At 34.4% G+C, this 20669-nt stretch carries 19 protein-coding genes and 3 tRNA genes; 19 read left to right on the top strand and 3 right to left on the bottom strand.

What is annotated here, in order from left to right; all coding sequences use genetic code 11:
* Window positions 1-133: 133 nt before the first annotated feature.
* On the bottom strand, window positions 134-238 hold the full coding sequence (locus AC1RPR_RS07005; protein ID WP_481762193.1) for a hypothetical protein: 105 nt from the start codon (window positions 236-238) through the stop codon (window positions 134-136).
* Between the two features lie 117 nt (window positions 239-355).
* A complete protein-coding gene (locus AC1RPR_RS07000; RefSeq protein ID WP_481761913.1) occupies window positions 356-571 on the bottom strand; it encodes a transposase in 216 nt (71 codons plus the stop codon).
* Between the two features lie 193 nt (window positions 572-764).
* Between AC1RPR_RS07000 and AC1RPR_RS06995 the strand changes: the two genes are divergently transcribed.
* The 8 genes from AC1RPR_RS06995 (at window position 765) to AC1RPR_RS06960 (ending at window position 7566) form a co-directional block, all read left to right on the top strand.
* Window positions 765-2222 (top strand): peptide MFS transporter, encoded by a 1458-nt coding sequence (locus tag AC1RPR_RS06995; protein ID WP_481761865.1) that lies wholly within the window; start codon window positions 765-767, stop codon window positions 2220-2222.
* 60 nt (window positions 2223-2282) lie between these two features.
* Window positions 2283-3107, top strand: coding sequence for a metallophosphoesterase (locus tag AC1RPR_RS06990; RefSeq protein WP_481761866.1), 825 nt, complete (start codon window positions 2283-2285; stop codon window positions 3105-3107).
* A 66-nt stretch (window positions 3108-3173) separates the two neighbouring features.
* Window positions 3174-3257 (top strand) — tRNA-Tyr (locus AC1RPR_RS06985).
* A 14-nt stretch (window positions 3258-3271) separates the two neighbouring features.
* Window positions 3272-3343: transfer RNA gene (locus tag AC1RPR_RS06980), tRNA-Gln, on the top strand.
* Window positions 3344-3456: 113 nt separating this feature from the next.
* Window positions 3457-4254: a pyrroline-5-carboxylate reductase gene (proC, locus tag AC1RPR_RS06975; protein WP_481761867.1), complete on the top strand. Its 798-nt coding sequence runs from the start codon at window positions 3457-3459 to the stop codon at window positions 4252-4254.
* A 73-nt stretch (window positions 4255-4327) separates the two neighbouring features.
* Window positions 4328-5455, top strand: a complete 1128-nt coding sequence (nagA, locus tag AC1RPR_RS06970) for an N-acetylglucosamine-6-phosphate deacetylase (protein ID WP_481761914.1) — start codon at window positions 4328-4330, stop codon at window positions 5453-5455.
* 25 nt (window positions 5456-5480) lie between these two features.
* Entirely contained in the window at window positions 5481-6182 is a 702-nt protein-coding gene (locus AC1RPR_RS06965; protein WP_481761868.1) for a GntR family transcriptional regulator, read from the top strand.
* A 154-nt stretch (window positions 6183-6336) separates the two neighbouring features.
* Complete coding sequence (locus AC1RPR_RS06960) at window positions 6337-7566, top strand: NupC/NupG family nucleoside CNT transporter (RefSeq protein ID WP_481761869.1); 1230 nt, start codon at window positions 6337-6339, stop codon at window positions 7564-7566.
* Between the two features lie 41 nt (window positions 7567-7607).
* On the opposite strand, the gene AC1RPR_RS06955 is transcribed toward AC1RPR_RS06960, so the two are convergent.
* The gene (locus tag AC1RPR_RS06955; RefSeq protein ID WP_481761870.1) at window positions 7608-8354 is read right to left on the bottom strand and encodes a WecB/TagA/CpsF family glycosyltransferase; all 747 of its coding nucleotides are present in this window, start codon (window positions 8352-8354) and stop codon (window positions 7608-7610) included.
* 160 nt (window positions 8355-8514) lie between these two features.
* On the opposite strand from AC1RPR_RS06955, the gene AC1RPR_RS06950 reads away from it, so the two are divergent.
* From AC1RPR_RS06950 to AC1RPR_RS06900, 11 genes are all read left to right on the top strand, one after another.
* Window positions 8515-9978, top strand: a complete 1464-nt coding sequence (locus AC1RPR_RS06950; RefSeq protein ID WP_481761871.1) for a nicotinate phosphoribosyltransferase — start codon at window positions 8515-8517, stop codon at window positions 9976-9978.
* A 12-nt stretch (window positions 9979-9990) separates the two neighbouring features.
* Window positions 9991-10818 carry an ammonia-dependent NAD(+) synthetase gene (nadE, locus tag AC1RPR_RS06945; protein WP_481761872.1) on the top strand — a complete coding sequence of 276 codons (828 nt, stop codon included), beginning with the start codon at window positions 9991-9993 and terminating at the stop codon, window positions 10816-10818.
* Window positions 10819-11020: 202 nt separating this feature from the next.
* Window positions 11021-13675, top strand: coding sequence for a cation-translocating P-type ATPase (locus AC1RPR_RS06940; protein ID WP_481761873.1), 2655 nt, complete (start codon window positions 11021-11023; stop codon window positions 13673-13675).
* 15 nt (window positions 13676-13690) lie between these two features.
* The gene (locus tag AC1RPR_RS06935) at window positions 13691-14131 is read left to right on the top strand and encodes a hypothetical protein (protein WP_481761874.1); all 441 of its coding nucleotides are present in this window, start codon (window positions 13691-13693) and stop codon (window positions 14129-14131) included.
* Between the two features lie 97 nt (window positions 14132-14228).
* A complete protein-coding gene (locus tag AC1RPR_RS06930) occupies window positions 14229-16403 on the top strand; it encodes a Tex family protein (RefSeq protein WP_481761875.1) in 2175 nt (724 codons plus the stop codon).
* A gap of 1 nt (window position 16404) precedes the next feature.
* Window positions 16405-16857: a SprT family protein gene (locus AC1RPR_RS06925; RefSeq protein WP_481761876.1), complete on the top strand. Its 453-nt coding sequence runs from the start codon at window positions 16405-16407 to the stop codon at window positions 16855-16857.
* Window positions 16858-16916: 59 nt separating this feature from the next.
* A tRNA-Leu gene (locus tag AC1RPR_RS06920) sits at window positions 16917-17001 on the top strand.
* Window positions 17002-17180: 179 nt separating this feature from the next.
* Window positions 17181-18167, top strand: coding sequence for a beta-ketoacyl-ACP synthase III (locus AC1RPR_RS06915; RefSeq protein WP_481761877.1), 987 nt, complete (start codon window positions 17181-17183; stop codon window positions 18165-18167).
* A 15-nt stretch (window positions 18168-18182) separates the two neighbouring features.
* On the top strand, window positions 18183-18569 hold the full coding sequence (locus AC1RPR_RS06910; RefSeq protein WP_481761878.1) for an acetyl-CoA carboxylase biotin carboxyl carrier protein: 387 nt from the start codon (window positions 18183-18185) through the stop codon (window positions 18567-18569).
* Between the two features lie 9 nt (window positions 18570-18578).
* The gene (locus tag AC1RPR_RS06905; RefSeq protein ID WP_481761879.1) at window positions 18579-19868 is read left to right on the top strand and encodes an acetyl-CoA carboxylase biotin carboxylase subunit; all 1290 of its coding nucleotides are present in this window, start codon (window positions 18579-18581) and stop codon (window positions 19866-19868) included.
* Between the two features lie 14 nt (window positions 19869-19882).
* Window positions 19883-20665 (top strand): acetyl-CoA carboxylase carboxyltransferase subunit beta, encoded by a 783-nt coding sequence (locus AC1RPR_RS06900; protein ID WP_481761880.1) that lies wholly within the window; start codon window positions 19883-19885, stop codon window positions 20663-20665.
* Window positions 20666-20669: the final 4 nt, after the last annotated feature.

Raw genomic sequence — 20669 nt, 5'->3', positions numbered from 1 at the left:
GAACACAGAAGTTAAGCTTCTTAGCGCCAAGAGTAGTTGGGGGTCGCCCCCTGCGAGGGTAGGACGTTGCCATGCTATTAAAAATAAAACAATAAAATTTTACGACCGTTGCTGAATATAAAAAAAGGTGTTGTCACAAAGTGACAACACCTTTTTTTATAGTTTTATTTCTCATTACAAAGGAAACACGGTTCCTAAAATCACTAAATCCGTAGGCATTACGTTTAATAATTTTCAATTTATTGTTAGTCCCTTCCTTCAAGTAGGCTATTAGAATAAGGATAGTTAATAGCGTTTTTCACATAGTCTTCATGTTAAATTAAAATGAGTAAACAATTTTTTTAAAAAATTGAATTCAAGTTTTATTAAATGCATGCATAAGTGCATTGTAAATGTGAAATTGATCGTAAACAACTATGGCGTTCGGGAATAACAAAGTTCTCGTAAACTTGGGATACGTATAGTTTATATAAGTAACGATTACTTTAACGTTTTCGCGTGCTTCTAAAATGAACCGGATAAAATACTTAGTCACTTGATAGATTGTTCTAGCAAAAATAGCAGATACTATAGAGCATTTTTTGTTACACTATTACTTAATAATGGATATAAAATTTTTCACATATTAGAAAGACGTTAAATGATAAAACAAGTAGTAAATGATGAGATATAAGTAAAAATTTGATTTGACTATTGATATATATACATTGTATAATGTGTAATGCATTAAAATACATATACTAGATTTATATCGGAGGAAGTCCATGAAAAATAAAGATACGGCCTTTTTTGGTCATCCTAGAGGATTATCAACACTATTTTTTACAGAAATGTGGGAGCGATTCAGTTATTACGGAATGCGAGCAATTCTTTTATACTATATGATTTCAGAAGTGGATGGGCTTGGTTATAATCAAGCTACAGCCATGTCAATTATGTCCATTTATGGATCATTAATTTATTTATCAGGTGTCATTGGAGGTTTCGTTAGTGATCGCCTTTGGGGTAGTAGAAAAACAGTGTTTATTGGTGGAATACTAATAATGCTAGGACATATTGTTCTTGCAACACCCTTTAAATCAGTTGCTTTATTCATATCTATCGCGTTAATCGTATTGGGAACAGGGTTGTTAAAACCTAATGTTTCTGAAATGGTTGGTGGATTATACAATAGTAAGGATCCAAGACGTGATTCTGGTTTCAGTATCTTTGTATCTGGGATTAATATTGGTGCTTTGATTGCACCGTTGCTAGTTGGATGGGTTGGTCAAGAATATAATTACCACGTTGGATTCTCATTAGCAGCTATTGGGATGTTTTTCGGCTTAGTTCAATATTACTTTGACGGAAGAAAATATTTAACAAAAGATAGTTTATATCCTAATGACCCTATTCAACCTAACGAATTATCAACTATTCTTAAAAAATCTTCAATCGGTGTTATAGCTTTAGCTTTAATTTTAGTTATCATGTTCCTATTTAAATCATTAAATATTACGAATGTCATTCTTTTAATCACAATTCTTGCAGTTATCATCCCTGTCTATTACTTTACAATGATGTTAACAAGTAAGAAAACAACAAAAATTGAACGATCAAGACTTACAGCGTATATTCCGTTATTTATTGCCAGTATCTTATTCTGGTCAATTGAAGAACAAGGTTCAGTTGTTTTAGCAATGTTTGCGTCAACTAGAACGCAGTTAAGTGCTTTTGGGTTCACTTTCCCAGCTAGTTTCTTTCAAAGTATGAATCCGTTATTCATATTAATCTATGTTCCAATATTTGCTTGGTTATGGGTTAAATTAGGATCGAAACAACCTAGTTCTCCAGCTAAATTTTCAATTGGTCTAGTATTTGCTGGAGCATCTTTCCTTTGGATGATGCTCCCTGGTGTTCTTTTTGGAACAGATACTAAAGTTGGCCCATTATGGTTAGTTGCAAGTTGGATGATGGTTATGCTTGGTGAAGTTTTGGTTTCTCCAGTTGGCTTATCAATTACTACTAAACTTGCACCAAAAAGTTTTCAATCTCAAATGATGAGTGTTTGGTTCTTGAGTGATGCTGTTGCTCAAGCATTGAATTCACAAATTGTTCGGTTATACACACCCGCTACTGAATCAATGTACTTTGCTGTAGTTGGTGGAATTACTGTTGCCTTTGGTATTATGTTGAGTTTCTTTATTCCAAGAATTCATAAATTAATGGAAGGCGTTAATTAAATAGATTTTTAATGAAAGATATGTTAATTTTAATTAACATATCTTTTTTTGGAGGGAAACATGACAATTATTGCAACTAGTAGTGATAATCACTTTGATATTAATAAAGTTGATGTGGATATAATTATTGATGAACAAGTAAATTATCTATTAGCGAAAAATATTGAGTATTATCTTATTACAGGAGATTTATTTAATGATTTTAATAAAACGATTGATTATATTATTAGACTGAAAAGAAAGTTAAATAATAAAATTGTTGTCTTATTTATTGCAGGTAACCATGACATGGTTAAAAATATAACATTTGATGAGCTAGAAAGTGTAGTGAATGATTCTTATCTCCATAATCAATATTTGGATATCTCCGGCACTGAATGGCGTATTATAGGTAATAATGGATGGTACGATTACAGTTACTCAAAACAGCTAAAACGGTCTGATAAAGAAATGCTACATTGGAAAACAAACTATTGGATCGATCGTAAAATTGTTCAACCAATGCCAGATGTCGAGAGATTTAAATTAAGTTTAAGACAAACTGAAAAATTATTGAGTGATGCGAAACAATTAAATAAAAAAATAATATTTATGACTCATTTTGTACCTAATGAATTGTATATTAAAATTAATAATGATAATCGTTTCTGGAACGTTGCAAACGGCATGTTAGGTAGTCAAAAGATGGGAGATCTGTTAGAATACTATAAAGTAGAAAAAGTTTTATTTGGGCACCTCCATATCAAACATGATCCTATTCAAATTAATGAAACGACGTATTATACGAAGCCAGTGGGATATGGGCGGAAAAAATATAACGAATGGACGAAAAATACGTTCTTCGATGAGTGGAAATTTACGTTACAAATAATTAATTTAAAATAATTGAAAAAAAAGCTTGATTTTTAATCCATTTATTTGTATGATAGTTAAGTCGGATAAAGCTGATATGGAAGAGTAGCGAAGAGGCTAAACGCGGCGGACTGTAAATCCGCTCCTTCGGGTTCGGTGGTTCGAATCCACTCTCTTCCACCATTATTTTATAATATTGGGTTATAGCCAAGCGGTAAGGCAACAGGTTTTGATCCTGTCATGCGATGGTTCGAATCCATCTAACCCAACTAGCTAAAAGCAGATACTTAGGTATCTGCTTTTTTGTTTTATTTGTTATTTTATTTTTTTTTGCGGTATGATGGAGATAGTAATTAAATATAATAATTGAAATGAGGAAACTATGAAAATTGGATTTATTGGAGCTGGTAATATGGCTCGAGCAATTATTGAAGGTTTAGTAGAAGCAGAATTTATCGCGCCAAAAGAAATTTTGGTACACAGTGCAAGAGAGTCCAGCTATGTACCTTATGCTGAAGCTAATGGCTTTACAGCGTTAGGTAGCAATGCTCAGGTGGTTAGTGAGGCTGACGTTGTTTTTCTTGCTGTTAAACCAATTGTCTTAGGTATGGTTTTAGCAGAAATTAAAGAGTCAGTGAAGGAATACAAACCTATGCTAATTTCTATTGTATCAGGTGTTTCAATCTCTGAAATTGAATTAGAATTAGATAATCATTCAGTTGGTATTTTAAGAACAATGCCAAATGTTAACGCAACGGTTTCCGAAAGTATGACTGCGTTAGTCGGTAATGATATTTTGACAGATAAACAAATGAAACAAGGTACTGATTTATTTGATACTATTGGTGAAACGATGGAGATTGCTGAACGCGATTTTAGCACGTTTGTTGCTCTTGCTGGTAGCTCACCAGCATTTATTTACTTATTTATTGATACGCTTGCACGTGCAGGCGTTAAATATGGCTTACCAAAAGATAAAGCAACTAAGATTGCTGCTCAAGCTGTACTAGGCAGTGCAAAAAAGGTCTTAGCTACTGATGAAGTGCCATGGAAATTAATTGATGAGGTTTCATCTCCGGGTGGCACAACTATTGCTGGATTGCTTGCAATGGAAGAGGCTGGATTTATGAATTCTATTATTAAAGCAGTTGATGCAACTGTGGCTAAAGACAAAAACTAAATTTGATATGACCTTGTTTTTTTGGTCTATACCGATTATACTAAGTTTATAAATTGAAGGGATGGCGGATAAGATGAGTATTGTTTTAAAACATGCAGTTATCTACACGGGTTCAGAAAAAATTGAAGATGCATATATTCGATTTGATAAACAAATTAGTGCAATGGGGCCAATGAGCGAATACAAAGCTTTAGCCTCTGATGAGGTTAGAGATGTAGAAGGGAAAATTATTGTTCCTGGATTTATTGACGTTCACAGCCATGGTGGATATAGTTTTGATGCTATGGATGGTGATTCTAAACAAATTAATGAAATGGTTACCGATATGATTCACGAAGGTGTTACGACTTATTTCGCAACGACAATGACCCAATCACATGAAAATATTGCTAATGCTATGGTTGGTATCAAAAAAGCCGCTGAAGTGAACCCTGTTATTCAAGGAATTCATCTTGAAGGACCATTTATTTCTCCTGTTTTTAAAGGCGCACAGCCTGAAAAATATATTGAGGCACCTGATACAAAGTTATTTGATAAATGGAATGAATTATCAGGACATATGATCAAATTAGTGACTTATGCACCGGAACATAAAACGTCACCTGAATTTGAAGAGTATTGTATCAAGAATGGTATCGTACCTTCAGTGGGCCATAGTAACGCTACTCGCGAAGAAATGAAACATTCTCGAGCAAGTCATGTCACTCATTTATACAATGCACAACGCGAATTTAAGCATCGTGAACCAGGTGTAACTGGACATGCATTTTTAGAGGATAATATTTATACAGAAATTATTGCTGATGGTTTTCATATTGTGCCAGATATGATTAAACTAGCCTATGATTTAAAAGGACCTAAACGTATTGAATTAATTACTGACTCGATGCGTGCTAAAGGAATGCCTGAAGGCTTAAGCGAACTTGGCGGGCAAAAAGTTATTGTTAAAGACAAACAAGCAAGATTAGAATCTGGTAATTTAGCAGGCTCTGTTTTACAATATCAAGATGCATTTAAAAATATTATGAAATTTACTGGTTGTGGTATCGAAGAAGCTGTATTGATGAGTTCTGTCAATCAAGCTAGGGAATTCAATTTAACATCAAAAGGTGCTATTGAAATCGGAAAAGATGCTGATATGAACTTATTTGATGCTAACATGCAACTAGAAAGCACATATAGCTTTGGACGTAAATTTTAATAAAAGGTTAGGAAGGTAATTGTTAATGGGATCTCCCATATATATTCAAATTCATAATGAAATGAAAAAAACAATTGAATCTGGTGAATGGGAAGTTGGCAATCGTATTCCGGCTGAACGTGAACTTGCTGTTGTATTTGGTGTCAGCAGAATGACGCTTAGACAGGCAATTCAAACCTTGGTAGATGAAGGTATTCTAGAACGTCATGTTGGTGATGGAACCTACGTTGCTCGTAAGAAGGTTCAAGAAAAGATGTCAGGTGTGACTAGTTTTACTGACCTAATGGCTGAACAGGGAAAAGTGGCTTCAAGTAAGACGATCACTTATCATGTTACAACGCCTTCATTAAGTGAAATTGAAAAGTTACAATTGATCGATGGCGAACTAGTCTTACGAATGGAACGAATTCGTTATGCTGATGGTTTACCGATTTGTTTTGAAGTTGCTACGGTTCCTAATAAATTAGTTGAGGGTTATAGTAAAACTGAAATTACGAGCTCTTTATATCGAACATTGGAAGAAAAAGCCAATTTAACATTGGGAGGGGCACAACAGACAGTGTCTGCTATGTCAGCTGCTGAAAGCATAGCGGATTATCTATCAATCAAGCGTGGTGAAGCGATTTTGAGGCTTCGTCAAGTTAGCTTTTTGAAAAATGGTGAACCTTTTGAATATGTTCGGACACAATATGTAGGGAATCGCTTTGAATTTTATCTAGAAAAATAAAGTTTAAGAAATTATTAATTGCTCTCTTTCAACCATATCAATGGATGAGATAGAGTAATTTTTTTTTTGAGAAATCTGTTCGATTGACATCAATTTGAGATAACGCTATATTATTTAAGAGCAAAAAATAAATTATCTGAAGGGGTTTTAAGATATGTATTTATTAGTTAATATTTTCGGTGTTGCCATTTTTATTTTAGTTGCATTTGCGTTTTCCAAGAAAAAGAGAGAAGTCAATTGGAAATCAATCGCAATTATGGTCGTTATTAATTTATTTTTAGCTTGGTTCTTAACAAAATTCTCATTAGGACGTGATCTTGTAGAAGGCGCGGCTAATGGGTTTAATTGGCTAATGCAGGCCGCATATCAAGGTATTCAATTTATGGTACCCGCTATGCCTAAAGTAACTGATATGGGATTTTTCATGAGTGTTCTATTACCAGTTATTATGATTGTGCCATTGTTTGATATTTTAACGTACATTGGCGTTCTTCCATTTATTATTAAGTGGATTGGCCGTGGGTTATCAAAAATTACAGGCCAACCAAAATTTGAATCATTTTTCTCAGTAGAAATGATGTTTTTGGGAAATACTGAAGCATTAGCTGTTTCAAGCCTTCAGTTGAAACTAATGAAATCAGAACGGAACTTAACTTTGGCAATGATGTCAATGAGCTGTGTGACGGCTTCAATCATTGGTGCTTATACAACAATGATGCCAGGTCAATATATCTTAACAGCTGTTCCAATTAATATTATTAATGCTATTATTATAACAAGTATTTTAAATCCAGTTGAAGTAACAGAAGAAGAAGATACTATTGCTGAAATGACAGGTAGTAACTCAAATGATTTAGAAACTTCTGAATCAGATAATAAAAGAGAACCCTTTTTCGCTTTCTTGGGTGATTCAATTTTGGGTGCTGGTAAGTTAGTCTTGATTATTGCAGCAAATGTTATTGCTTTCGTTGCTTTAGCAGCCTTGATTGATAATATTCTTGGATTAGTTAATCCAAATTTATCACTTGAAAATATTTTAGGTATTATTATGTTCCCATTTGCTTGGTTAATGGGATTCAATCCTTCAGATGCTTTCGAATTAGCACGTTACATGGGTACAAAATTAGTAACAAATGAATTTGTTGTTATGGGACAAGTATCAAGTACGATTAACTCATTTGCACCTCATTACAAAGCTGTTTTAACTGTTTTTGTTACATCGTTTGCAAACTTTTCAACAATTGGAATGATTATTGGTTGTTTCAAAGGAATTGTGGATAAAGAAAAAAATGATGTTATCGCAAGAAACGTTGGTTACATGCTATTATCTGGTATTCTAGTTTCATTATTATCAGCGGGTATGGTTGGCGTTTTCGTTTGGTAATATAACAATATGTAAAAAAGAACTAAGAAATTTTTAATTTCTTAGTTCTTTTTTTTATGTCCTCTAAATTTTTCTTTGTATATTAGTAATAAGTAACGTGGAATAGCTAGCATTCGAATAAAACGAGTCGGTTCTTGGAATAAACGATAAAGCCACTCAATATGATGATTTTGCCAAAATTGTGGCGCACGATTCACAGTACCCGCTAGAACGTCGAAACTACCACCAACACCCATCCAGATACTATCAGACACTTGGCGATTACGCTGAATAAATTCCTCCTGATTTGGAAAACCTGTTGCAACAAAAACAAAATCAGGCTGAGATATTTTAATGTTACTTACAATATCCTGATCATTTTTGAAATAACCATTATGAAATCCGACTAAATTAATGTTTGGATAATCAGACTTAATCGTTTTGGCAACTTTTTGGATGACCGTTTCGGCTGCACCAACTAGGTATATTGATTTTTGATGACTATTAGCCCATTTAAGCAGGCTCATTAAAGTATCATAGCCAGTGATTCGTTCGGGCATTGGAGTCCCTAAAATTGCTGCGCCTTTGATAATACCAATACCATCTGGTGTAACGTAGTCAGCTTGGTTAAGAATCTTTTTATAATCTGGGTGTTGTCGTGCAAATAGAACAATTTCTGGGTTGGCTGTCACGATAAATCGATTTAGATGAGCTATCGAATCAGTCGCTATCTGAGTTAAAAAAGCGTCATTAGTTGTATTAATAAATTCGATATCTAATATTTTTGTTTTTTTAAATTTATTTGGCATAATATGTCCTCACTTTTTAAACTTTGTCTCATTATAACAGAAGATAAATTTAAAATAAGTATTGAATATGACGGATTACGGAAAAAATGGTAAAATGTAGATTATAATTTGTGTGCTGGAAAAAATTCTAGTAGTGCATTCATTTTAAAGGAGAAACATCATGGTAAAAAATTACCCAGATGATAGCTATACGTTACATACGGACGTTTATCAGATTAATATGATCCAAACTTACTGGGAAAAAAATATTCATAATCAAAATGCTGTATTTGAAGTTTTCTTCAGAAATTTACCATTTTCTAATGGCTATGCGATTTTTGCAGGCTTAGAACGAGCTATTAATTATATTCAAAATTTAAAATTTTCAGAGACAGACATTGCGTATTTAAGAGAAGTGGCAGGATATCCAGATGATTTTCTTGCCTATTTAAAAGATTTTCATTTTCGTGGCACAATCAGGTCAGCTGTTGAAGGGGAAGTTGTTTTTAACGGCGAACCCATTGTCCAAATAGAAGGTCCTTTAGCAGACTGTCAATTAGTAGAAACGGCATTACTTAACATCATTAATTATCAAACATTGATTGCAACAAAATCAGCTCGTATCAAAGCTGTAGCCGGAGATGATGGTGTGTTAGAATTTGGTACAAGACGAGCACAAGAATTTGATGCAGCTATTTGGGGAACACGTGCAGCTTATATTGGTGGATTTGATGCAACTAGTAATGTCCGAGCAGGTAAAATATTTGGTATTCCTATCAGTGGAACGCATGCGCATTCATTAGTTCAAGCATACAGAGATGACTATGATGCTTTTATGGCTTACGGAACAACGCATCGTGATTGTGTCTTTTTAGTTGATACATACGATACGTTAAAAAGTGGTGTGCCAAGTGCAATTAAAGTTGCTAAAGAGTTAGGTGATAAGATTAATTTTGCCGGCGTACGAATTGATAGTGGGGATATGGCTTACATTTCGAAACGCGTTCGTGAACAATTAGATGAAGCTGGATTTACAGAAGCTAAAATTTATGCCTCAAATGACTTAGATGAAAAAACAATTACTAATTTAAAAATGCAAGGAGCTAAAATTGACGTCTGGGGCGTTGGAACTAAACTAATAACTGCCTATGATCAACCCGCCTTAGGTGCAGTTTATAAATTAGTAGCCATTGAAGGTGGCGATGGTAAAATGGTTGATACAATTAAACTCAGTAATAATGCAGAAAAAGTATCAACACCAGGTAAGAAACAAGTATGGCGTATTACTAATAAAGTTGATGGTAAAACTGAAGGAGATTACATTGCACTATCGGATGAGGAACCTCAGAAACAAGACTCACTTTATATGTTCCATCAGCAGTATACCTATATTAATAAGTTGGTAACTAACTATAATGCACGACCAATTTTACAAGATATATTTGTTGAAGGTGAACTGGTTTATAATCAGCCAGAATTGGATGCTATTAGAGAGTATTCAAGAATTCAGTTAGATGGGTTATGGGAAGAATATAAACGTGAATTAAATCCACAAGATTACCCTGTCGATTTATCACAAAAAGCTTATGATAATAAGATGGCTATCATCCAAAAAATTAGAAATAATATGAATAATATTAAATAAGGGGTGTTAATCTTGACTGACTTACAAAAGAAAATTATTGAAACTTTGAAAGTGAAATCAAGTGTAAATATTGCAGAAGAAATTCGTATGAGTATTGATTTTATGAAAGCTTATTTATTGAAACATCCATTTTTAAAATCTTTAGTTTTAGGAATTTCTGGTGGACAAGATTCAACACTTGCTGGGTATTTAGCACAACAGGCTATTCGTGAGTTACGTGAAGAAACCGGTGATAGCAATTATCAATTTATTGCAGTTCGACTACCATACGGCAATCAATCCGATGAATCTGATGCATTAGATGCTATAAAATTTATGCAGGCAGATCAAGTGGTTCGTGTAGACATTAAAGGTGCTACCGATGAAATGGTAATAAGCTTAATGGCAAACAATCTTGAAATTTCTGATTTTAATAAAGGTAATATCAAAGCTCGTCAGCGCATGATTGCTCAATATGGGATTGCCGGGGCAAAGTCAGGTGCGGTTGTGGGAACTGACCATGCTGCAGAAGCAATTACTGGATTTTATACTAAATATGGTGACGGAGGTGCTGATATTACACCACTTTGGCGTTTGAATAAGCGCCAAGGTAGAGAGATGTTAGCTTCGTTAAATGCGCCGGAACATCTGTATTTAAAAGTACCAACAGCCGATTTGGAAGAAGACCGTCCAGCGCTACCTGATGAAGTTGCCTTAGGAGTTACTTACGATAATATTGATGATTATCTTGAAGGAAAGGTAGTTTCAAAAGAAATTAGTGATAAAATTGAAAATTGGTATTTAAAGACAGAACACAAACGACATCTGCCAATTACTGTTTATGATTCTTTTTGGAAGTAAATAGTTGCGTAAGCTGTTTCATTTCAGTTATAATTAAAGAAATCATAGGGGAGTAACTGGCGGTTATCCGCGGCAATGTCACCAACAAGAAAGTTCTTTTTCTGGTATTGCCTTAAATAGTGAGACTTATGTATGTTTAAAGTTCTGCAACATACATAGGTCTTTTTTTGTATTTTGTGAAACTATTATAAGGAGGATTACTATGACAAAAAGGATTTACGCACAATCAGTTGACGAAGTTTTAGCAGGCCAAAAGACAGATTTGGCAGGGTTAACAACCCAAGAGGTTAAAGAAAGAACAGACAAGTATGGATTGAATCAGTTGTCAGAAGGTAAACGTAAAACAATATTACAAAAATTCTTTGATCAGTTTAAAGATTTCATGATAATCGTTTTAATTGTGGCTGCGTTAATTGCGGCATCATCAGGTGAAGTTGTGGACGCAATTATCATCATGTTAGTTGTTGTTTTAAACGCTGTATTCGGTGTTTTTCAAGAATCTAAGGCTGAAGAGGCAATTAATGCGTTAAAAGAAATGTCGACACCTAACGCAAATGTAAAACGAAATGGGCAAATTGAAACTGTAAAAAGTGAAAATTTAGTACCTGGAGATATTGTTTTACTTGAAGCAGGGGATGTTATTCCAGCAGATTTACGTTTAACACAGATTGCTTCTCTTAAAATTGAAGAATCTGCTTTAACTGGTGAATCAGTACCTGTTGATAAAAGTTTAAATTTATTAAATGATGAAGATGCTGGTATTGGCGATCGCCATAATATGGCGTTTATGAATAGTAATGTAACTTATGGGCGTGGTGAAGGAATCGTTGTTGGAACAGGGATGAACACTGAAGTTGGACGTATTGCAGGAATGCTCAATTCTGCCGATGAAATGAAAACACCACTACAAGATAATCTTAACCAATTAGGTAAAACATTAACTATTTTAATATTAATTATTGCTGTTATTGTTTTCTTCGTTGGTCTACAAAATGGAGATAATAGTGTCATTGATATGTTGTTAATTGCGATTTCATTAGCTGTAGCTGCAATTCCAGAAGGATTACCAGCTATTGTTACAATTATTTTAGCACTTGGAACACAAAAGATGGCAAAAAGAAATGCGATTGTTAGAAAATTACCAGCAGTTGAAACACTTGGTAGTACTGACATTATTGCATCAGATAAGACGGGTACATTAACGTTAAATCAAATGACTGTTGAAAAAATATTTATAAATAATGAGTTATTAGATGCCGATAAGGTGGAAACAAATTTAGAAAGTCCACTATACCAGGTGATGTCTTTCAGTAATGACACAAAACAAACATCTGAGGGCAATTTAATTGGTGACCCAACAGAGACGGCTCTAATTCAATATCATTTAGATCATGGATTAGATGTGGATGCATTATTAAGCAGTGAACCTCGAGTTGCTGAAGTTCCATTTGATTCAGAACGTAAATTGATGTCAACAATTCAAAAAAATGAGGATAAATCTTTTTTTGTTGCTGTTAAGGGTGCTCCCGATCAACTATTAAAACGGGTAACACGTTATATTGAAAATGGCGAAATTAAACCGATAACTGATGCACAGCTAGATTATATTATGACTAATAATCATGATATGGCAACGCAAGCATTACGCGTGTTAGCATTCGCGTATCGTGAAATGCCTGCAATTCCAGCGGTATTAGATTCAGAAACTGTGGAAAATGATTTGATTTTTGCTGGATTAGTTGGAATGATTGATCCAGAGCGACCAGAAGCTGCTGCTGCAGTTAGCGAAGCTAAGAAAGCCGGGATCCGTCCTTTGATGATTACAGGCGATCATCGCGATACTGCCGAAGCTATTGCAGTTCGATTAGGAATTGTTGAAGCTGGACAACATGAAGCAATTATTTCTGGTTCTGAATTAGATGATTTATCAGACTCAGAATTTGAAAATAAGGTTGAACAATATTCTGTATATGCAAGGGTATCGCCTGAACATAAAGTGCGAATTGTTAAAGCATGGCAGAAAAAGAATCAAGTGGTTGCTATGACTGGTGATGGTGTGAACGATGCGCCAGCTTTGAAATCGGCTGATATTGGAATTGGGATGGGTATTACAGGAACTGAAGTATCTAAAGGTGCTTCAGATATGGTTCTCGCTGATGATAATTTTGCGACAATTGTTTTTGCTGTTAAGGAAGGACGAAAAGTCTTTTCTAATATTCAAAAATCAATTCAATATTTACTTTCTGCAAACTTAGGTGAAGTATTAACCTTGTTTGTTATGACAATGATGGGTTGGAGTATTTTGGCACCAGTCCATATTTTGTGGATTAACTTGGTAACAGATACATTTCCCGCAATTGCACTTGGTGTAGAACCTGCTGAAAAAGGATTGATGGATCAAAAACCACGTGGACGTAAATCAAACTTCTTCTCTGGTGGTGTGATGCCAAGTATTATTTATCAAGGTATCTTAGAAGGGGCTATAACATTATTTGTTTATTGGTTGGCTTTAACGTATCCTGTTCATATGGGTGATAAATTAATTCATGCAGATGCTTTAACAATGGCTTTTGCAACATTAGGATTAATTCAGTTATTCCATGCATTCAATGTTAAATCAATCCATGGGTCAATCTTCAACCGTAATATCTTTAAAAATGTGACGTTTAATTGGTCAATTTTGGCATCATTTGCGTTGCTCGCAGCAACTATTTTAATCCCCGGATTAAATAAAATGTTCCATGTTAGCCATTTAGATATGTATCAATGGGGTATTGTTTTAGCGGGATCATTCTCAATTATTGTGATTGTTGAAATTGTGAAGCTTGGCCAACGATTATTCAGAAAAAATAAATAAAAGGAAGTTTATATCTTGAAAAAAAGAGTTAATGTAAATTATTATATCAATGCGTTAAATGATGTTGCGCAAGCAACTGAAGAAATGGGTAATTCTTTAAATGATCATTACGAAGTAATGGAAAAAGCCATTACTGCAGGTGACTTTTCTATTGTTTCAGATGATGAATTCACAACTACTAAAGAAAAATTTGTTGAAGGTACAGCAAGTTACCAAGAAAATTTAAGCAAATTAGATGATTTACAAGTACCCATTCCTGTTTTGGGAAAACATAAAAAATTAATTAGTGGTTATCGTACTTTTGTTGAAGGTTGCGATGAGATGACAAGTAGTATTAATGTTGAGAAACATCTTGTCGAGGTTGATGCATTTAAAGCTTCAGAAGAAAAACAAGATAAAGGAATGACGCAAACAACTGATATGATGCAACGTATCATGCAACAAATTTTAGGTTAAATTTAATTAAAGAGATTGATATTAGGAATGGTTGTACTGACGCCTATTATTAGTCTCTTTTTTATGAACAAAAAATATTCGAATTGAGGTCGTTATCATGGAAAAAAACATTATGCCGTTAGTATTAAAAGAGCTAAATCAGTATCGAGAAAAACAAATTAACGCAGTTTTAGGGATGCTTGATGAAGGAAATACTGTTCCATTTATTGCACGATATCGAAAAGAAAGAACAGATAGTTTAGACGAAGTTCAAATTCGTGAAATTGAGACAACTTATAAACATGTTGAGAGTTTAGAAAAACGTAAAGCAGAAGTTATCCACATAATTGAAGAACAAGGTAATTTAACAGAAGCTTTAAAAAATAAAATTAGTTTAGCAAAAAAATTGCAACAGATTGAAGATTATTATTTACCTTTTAAACAAAAACGTCGTACTAAGGCCACTATTGCCAAAGAGGCTGGATTAGAACCATTTGCCAAATGGTTGTTGACATTCCCCCAAACAGCAGCTGAAATTAATCAGAAAGCAAGCACATTTATTAATGTTGATGCTGAAATTTTAACTGAAGAAGACGTTTTTGCTGGGGTACATGAAATTTTAGCTGAAGCATTTGGTGAAAGTGCCGAATATCGTGAGTGGATTCGTAAAGTAACTCAAAAAGATAGTTTGTTTGAAGCAAAAGTTAAAGCTGAAGAAAAAGACGAAAAAGGTATTTATCGTGATTACTATGAGTTTAGTGAATCTTTAAAATCAGTCGTTCCGCATCGTGTACTGGCAATTAATCGTGGTGAAAAAGAGGGAATCTTAAAAGCTTCCGTTGTTGTACCAGAACAAGCAATTATGACATTTATGCATTTTAGAATTATTGGGAAAAATAGTGGTGACGCTGTACCAATCATTGAAAATGCGTATCAAGATAGTTATAAACGCTTTATTAAACCATCAATTGAGCGTGAAATTCGTAAAGGTATGACAGAGGTTGCTGAAGAACAAGCTATTAATGTGTTTGGGGATAACTTATACCATTTACTTATGCAAGCACCATTAAAAGGGAAAGTTGTTTTAGGTTTTGATCCAGCCTATCGAACAGGCTGTAAGTTAGCCATCGTGGATGGTACAGGTAAATTCTTAGACAAATTGGTAATTTATCCACATAAACCTGCAAATGGTGAAAAACGTGCCGCAGCTGCTGGACAATTTAAACAGTTCCTTGAAAAATACCAAGTTGAAATGATTGCAATTGGAAATGGAACAGCAAGTCGAGAATCTGAACAATTTGTTTCAGATATTTTAAAAGAAATCGAACGGCCAATTTTTTATGTCATTGTAAATGAGGCTGGGGCATCGGTTTATTCAGCTAGTCAAGCAGCTCGTGATGAATTCCCAGAACTTCACGTTGAAGAACGCTCTGCTATTAGTATCGGCCGTAGATTGCAAGATCCTTTGGCTGAATTAATTAAGATTGATCCTAAATCTGTTGGAGTCGGTCAGTATCAACATGATGTTGCTGAAAAAAAATTGGATGCACAGTTAGATGTCGTGATTGAAGATGCTGTGAATAAAGTTGGGGTTAATTTAAATACAGCTAGTTCAGAGCTATTAACAAAAATTTCTGGATTAAATTTAACAATTGCTAAAAATGTTGTTACTTATCGTGACGAAAATGGTAAATTTACGAAGCGTCAACAACTTAAGAAAGTACCACGCTTAGGACCAAAAGCTTATGAACAAGCAATTGGATTTTTACGTATTGTTTCTGGGGATAACATTTTAGATAATACTGATATTCATCCTGAAAGTTATCCACTAACAAAGATTTTGTTGAAAGAATTGGGGATAAAAATAACTAATTTGGGTAAAACTGAGACAAATGACCAATTAGCACAGACAAATGCTGAAAATTTGGCACAAGTTGTGGGTAGTGGTGTGGAAACAGTAGCAGATATTCTAGCTAGTTTACAAAAACCAGGCCGTGATTTACGTGACGATATGCCGGCACCGTTACTACGACACGATGTGTTAACAATTGAGGACTTAGAACCCGGCATGTCATTACAAGGAACCGTTCGGAACGTAATTGATTTTGGTGCGTTTGTAGATATTGGTGTTAAACAAGATGGACTTGTCCACATTTCACAATTAACAGATAAGTTCGTTAAGAAACCAAGTGAAGTGGTTGCGGTTGGGGACATAGTTACAGTGTGGGTAATGGAAGTTGATTTGAAACGTAATCGCGTTCAGTTAACAATGAAACGACCAACGGATAAATAAGATGACTGATTTTGAATTAACAGCTTTAGTTCAAAACTTATCCACAACTTTTTTTAAGCAGCCATTTATCCACAAAGCAACATTTAATAAAAGACTACGAACGACGGGTGGACGGTATCGATTAAATGACCATAATATTGAAATTAATCCTAAAATGCTGACGGAACATGGTGAGGATATTTTAATAGGTGTTATCAAGCATGAATTATGTCATTATCATCTGCATATTGCTAAAAAGGGTTATCAACATCGTGATCATGATTTCAAACAGCTACTGACAATTGTAGGTGGTAGCCGGTTTGCCCCTCTTGGTCCAAAACAGGCTAAAAAGAAAAGAGTTATTCACTATCAATGCTCTAATTGTGGACAACAGTATCAACGACAAAGAAAAATTAACCTGTCACGCTACGTTTGCTCGAAGTGTCGAAGTAAGTTAATTTTAATGGAATACTAATTTATTTTAAATGGGACTTGTAACAAGGAACAATTTTTGCTACAATTATGATTGTTCTTGCGAGTATGGCGGAATTGGCAGACGCGTCAGACTAAGGATCTGGTGGGATAATATCCCGTGATGGTTCGAATCCATTTACTCGCATAATAGTTTTACTTAAAAGCACTCGACCTTGTTACTATGGGGTTTAGTGCTTTTTTTAATGAAAGATTGCCATACTGGCGTATTATGAAATTAAAGAATTATTAAGCGTTAATTATTTTGGTGTCTTAATTTTGCGATTATTGATAAAATAGAATGAATTAAACTTAACGACTGGGAGAATGGGTAAATTGAATAATTATGTCAAAATAAAAAATATGGCACATTTTGTGCCGGAACGAATTGTGACAAATAATGAATTAGCTAAATTTATGCCAACCTCGGATGAATGGATAGTGGCGCATACTGGGATTAAAACACGACACTATGCAATTGATGAAAATACATCAGATTTGAGTACAAAAGTAGCAAATGAACTTTTACTTAAATCTGGGTATGAAGCCACAGATATTGATTTAATTATTATTTCCACAATTTCGCCAGACGCCTTAACACCATCGACAGCTGCGATTGTTCAAGGAAATATTGGCGCAATGAACGCCTTTGCTTTCGATATTAGCGCTGCTTGTGCGGGATTTATATTTGCTATGAGTACCGCAGAAAAGTTTTTACGTACAGGGCAATACAAACGGGCAATTGTGATTAGTGCAGAAGTTAACTCAAAAATGATGGATTTTAAGGATCGAACAAGCGCTGTATTTTTTGGAGACGGTGCAGGTGGTGCTCTTCTTGAAGCCTCAAATAATTCAGCGGATGAAAGCTTTATTGCTGAAAAAATAGAAACAAATGGGCAAAAAAAGGATGTTATTCATAGTGGACGTATTGAACCATTAAGTGATGTTAATGAAGATAATTATCCAACAATAGATGCATTTTTCCAAGAGGGACGAGATGTGTTTGAATTTGCTACAACAGTTGTGCCTAATCAGATGAAACAATTACTTAAAGATAATAAGTTAAAAACAAGTGATATTGATTTGGTTGTTTGCCATCAAGCAAATTTAAGAATTATTGAAACAATTGCTGATGAGTTAGGGATGCCAATTGAAAAATTTGCAACAAGTGTTATTCATCACGGAAATACATCTTCAGCCGGGATTCCAATGGCCCTAAATGAAGCAATTCAACAAGGGTTTACGGGTGGTACAGTTTTATTAACTGGATTTGGAGCTGGCTTAGCATATGGAAGTTTACTAATAAAAATTTAAGGTGTGTGCAAATTAATGAAATTTAATGAAATTAATCAATTATTAGATAAAATTGCGACAATGCCATTTTCTCATGTTGAAATTGAAGATGGTGACTTTAAAGTAGTTGTAGATCAAGAAAAAACAGCCGAAAAAATAAAAGTAGCAACAAATATACAAGAAGATGATAGTGACACCATTTTTATCGTTAAAAGCCCACTTGTTGGGTTAGTTCATTTTGATAAAATGGGAACAATTGGGACTAAAATTATTAAAAAGCAGGTTATTGCTCAAATTGAAAGTATGAAATTATACAATGATATCCAATCGCCAGTGACAGGTATCGTACTTGAACAACTAGTAGATGATGGTGAATTAGTCGAATTTGATCAAGAGTTACTTAAAATTAGAATAGATGGATAGGTGAGTCATTTGTTTCGAAAAATTTTAATAGCGAATCGTGGAGAAGTGGCTGAACGAATTATTCGCGCTTGCCAAAAATTAAATATACAAACGGTCGCTATTTATTCAACAGTGGATGCACAAAGTCGATTTGTTGAACTTGCTGATGAAAAAATTTGCATTGGGCCAGCCTTAGCAAAAGATTCTTATTTAAATCGAGAGAGTATATTGATGGCAGCATTAAGTTTAAATGTTGATGCAATTCATCCAGGATACGGGTTTCTATCAGAAGATGCGCATTTTGCACAAATGTGTATGGAATGTGGTATTACTTTTATTGGTCCGGAAGCGGAATTAATCCAGCAACTAGCAGATAAAGATAAATCTCGTTTGTTAGCAATTGAGAAAGGGGTACCCGTTATTCCTGGATCTGATTTAATTACTTCTAACGAAGAATTGATTGAGCAAGCAAATAAAATTGGATTCCCACTATTAATTAAAGCTTCACATGGCGGAGGCGGCAAGGGTATCAGAGCAGTTGAAAGGAAATCTGATTTGTTATCTGGCGCTGAGATTGTTCAGCAAGAAGCAAAGGCTTCTTTTGCTGAGGGAAGTTTTTATCTTGAAAAAAAATTGATAAACGCGCGGCATATAGAAGTGCAAATTATCGGTGATGGGCACCATGTTCAAGTGTTAGGAAATCGGGATTGTAGCTTGCAAAATCACCGACAAAAAGTGATTGAAGAAAGCCCATCAGTTGTCTTAACTAGTGAGCAACAAAGCCAACTCTACTATTTTACGCGTCAGTTAATCAAAAATTTACATTACGTTGGATTAGGAACTGTAGAATTTTTATTTGCGAATAATCAATTTTATTTTTTAGAAATGAATACACGATTGCAAGTCGAACATGGTGTTACTGAAGAAACTGTTAAAATGGATGTTGTTCAACAACAGTTGTTAGTTGCTGAAGGTAAAGAAGTATTGAATAATGATGTAGAAATGAATGGACATGCAATCGAATGTCGATTATCCTTAATTCCAAGTGTGAAAACTAAAATTACATGTTTTGATTTTCCTAAAGATATTCGAATTGAAACGGGTTATGGTGTCGGTGACACCATCTCTGCTTTCTATGACGGACTATTAGCAAAAATTATTTGTCATGCTGAAACGAGAGAATTAGCTATTTTAAAAATGCAAAAATCACTTGAATCAATTTATATTTCAGGAATTGAAACTAATTTAACGCAATTAAAAATAATTATAAAATCACAAGAATTTATTGAAAATACCATTTCAATTGATAGCAAAATTTAAAGGCGGTGGCGGTAATGAGTCATTATCCAAAGACAAATCAATGGCAAAAGTGCCGAAATTGTGGGACGCATTTACATGAAAGTGAATGGGCACCTTATTTTATTTGTCCTAAATGCCAAACTTATAAACGCTTGACTGCTATGGAGAGAATTGCTATTTTAACAGATGAAAACGGTTTTGAGGTAATAAATGTAGCAAATAAAACAGAAAATAAAGCACAATTTCCAGGTTACTCAGAAAAACTGGAACGTGCTAAGCGTTCAACGACATCTGATGAAGCCGTTATTGTCGGTGAAGGTAGCATTGATCAACAACCATTGATTTTAGCAGTAATGGATAGTTTTTTTATGATGGGATCATTGAATACGACGGCAGGGACTAGAATTAAGTTAGGGATGCAAGTCGCATTAGATAAACGACTGCCATTTGTAATCGTTACTGCTTCTGGTGGTGCAAGAATGCAAGAGGGAATTTATTCGTTATTACAAATGAATTCGATTCTTTACATGAAACAAAAACTAGATAATGCAGGGTTATTAGTCATGTCCCTATTGACGGATCCAACAATGGGTGGTGTCAGTGCTAGCTTTGCACTAAATAACGATATTGTATTAGCTGAAAAACAAGCTAAAATTGGCTTTGCTGGTGAAAGAGTGATTAAACAGACGACAAATGAAAAGCTACCTGCTAATTTTCAAACAGCAGAAGGTTTATATGAAAATGGATTTGTTGATCAGGTTATTGATCGGAAAAACATAAAACAGATTCTTAGTCAGCTACTACTATTACACGTGTGAGGGG

The sequence above is a fragment of the Dellaglioa sp. CoH-57-MRSF-22 genome (genome assembly GCF_056781895.1).
This window is presented reverse-complemented; position numbering and strand designations above follow the sequence as displayed.

Excerpts from the sequence above, each read along its gene's own strand:
- AC1RPR_RS06960 (WP_481761869.1), top strand. The coding sequence starts at position 6,337 with ATGTATTTATTAGTTAATATTTTCGGTGTTGCCATTTTTATTTTAGTT.
- AC1RPR_RS06995 (WP_481761865.1), top strand. The coding sequence starts at position 765 with ATGAAAAATAAAGATACGGCCTTTTTTGGTCATCCTAGAGGATTATCA.
- AC1RPR_RS06925 (WP_481761876.1), top strand. The coding sequence starts at position 16,405 with ATGACTGATTTTGAATTAACAGCTTTAGTTCAAAACTTATCCACAACT.
- AC1RPR_RS06940 (WP_481761873.1), top strand. The coding sequence starts at position 11,021 with ATGACAAAAAGGATTTACGCACAATCAGTTGACGAAGTTTTAGCAGGC.
- AC1RPR_RS06990 (WP_481761866.1), top strand. The coding sequence starts at position 2,283 with ATGACAATTATTGCAACTAGTAGTGATAATCACTTTGATATTAATAAA.
- AC1RPR_RS06910 (WP_481761878.1), top strand. The coding sequence starts at position 18,183 with ATGAAATTTAATGAAATTAATCAATTATTAGATAAAATTGCGACAATG.
- nagA (WP_481761914.1), top strand. The coding sequence starts at position 4,328 with ATGAGTATTGTTTTAAAACATGCAGTTATCTACACGGGTTCAGAAAAA.
- AC1RPR_RS06930 (WP_481761875.1), top strand. The coding sequence starts at position 14,229 with ATGGAAAAAAACATTATGCCGTTAGTATTAAAAGAGCTAAATCAGTAT.
- AC1RPR_RS06915 (WP_481761877.1), top strand. The coding sequence starts at position 17,181 with ATGGGTAAATTGAATAATTATGTCAAAATAAAAAATATGGCACATTTT.
- AC1RPR_RS06900 (WP_481761880.1), top strand. The coding sequence starts at position 19,883 with ATGAGTCATTATCCAAAGACAAATCAATGGCAAAAGTGCCGAAATTGT.
- AC1RPR_RS06965 (WP_481761868.1), top strand. The coding sequence starts at position 5,481 with ATGGGATCTCCCATATATATTCAAATTCATAATGAAATGAAAAAAACA.
- proC (WP_481761867.1), top strand. The coding sequence starts at position 3,457 with ATGAAAATTGGATTTATTGGAGCTGGTAATATGGCTCGAGCAATTATT.
- AC1RPR_RS06950 (WP_481761871.1), top strand. The coding sequence starts at position 8,515 with ATGGTAAAAAATTACCCAGATGATAGCTATACGTTACATACGGACGTT.
- AC1RPR_RS06955 (WP_481761870.1), bottom strand. The coding sequence starts at position 8,354 with ATGCCAAATAAATTTAAAAAAACAAAAATATTAGATATCGAATTTATT.